This window comes from Wolbachia endosymbiont of Nomada ferruginata, from assembly GCF_001675785.1.
GTDB classification, from domain to species: domain Bacteria; phylum Pseudomonadota; class Alphaproteobacteria; order Rickettsiales; family Anaplasmataceae; genus Wolbachia; species Wolbachia pipientis.
In genome coordinates this window covers 1-832 of sequence record NZ_LYUY01000173.1, presented here as the reverse complement: position 1 = coordinate 832, position 832 = coordinate 1, and the positions used below count along the sequence as shown (strand labels likewise).

Annotated in this window: 1 pseudogene; it reads left to right on the top strand. The window is 32.2% G+C overall.

The annotated features are described in order from the left end of the window. Positions 1–683 (top strand): annotated as a pseudogene (locus tag BA053_RS06295) (phage tail protein); the annotation flags it as partial. Positions 684–832 lie beyond the last annotated feature (149 nt).

The window sequence follows — 832 nt, the reverse complement described above, 5'->3', positions numbered from 1 at the left end:
ATTATTCAGGGGTAAAAATAGAAAAAGATGGACCAGTGTTATCATTTGGAAGAGTAAATTTTTTCAGGTCTAGTGGTCCAGTTATTAGGATTATAGAAAACTATCTACGCGATCATTATGAACGAGCTTTAAGCAATGATATATATCGCCTAGATGTAGCAATCCTTGGAGAAACCGAGCCTCACACAAAGAATTATAACAGTATTTATGAAAGAAATCATTTGTGGTACAACTTAAAAGCACTATATCCATTACCACAGAGTTTATTACCATCGATTAAATTTGCAAAAGCGCAGATAGTATTATCAGACAGTTGGGATTTAGGAGACATAAATACGTGCTTTCCAGTTAGTAGCGTAGAAGAAAGAGGAAATAAATTTGTATTGGGAAGCGATAAACTTTCAGGGCAATATTGGAATTTAAAACACAAGCCAATTTTAGAAAGATTTAGCGTTACTCACAACTATAAAGTAGAAAATTATACAGATCAGAAGGTCAGAAAATATGTTTTAGCAGAACACAACGTTTACTATAAAAATGATTTGGATTCAGAGCAAAAAGACTCAATACACGAATTAGAAAAGCACATTTTAGTATTTTACCCGGGAGTACTGAAGTGGCATGAACATCGACATTTGCACAGAAGTTGGAAAGATAGTCGAATAATATCTCTAATAAGTTAAGTACTTATATTTAGATACTCATATATTATATTAATAATAGGTAAAAGTGTATGAAATAAAAAGAAAAAGACTTGCTTTCTCATGCTAAAAAGGACATGACTTGAATAGCAGCAGGTAAATATAAGAAATTTGTCTGGCGCTAGAAAAGC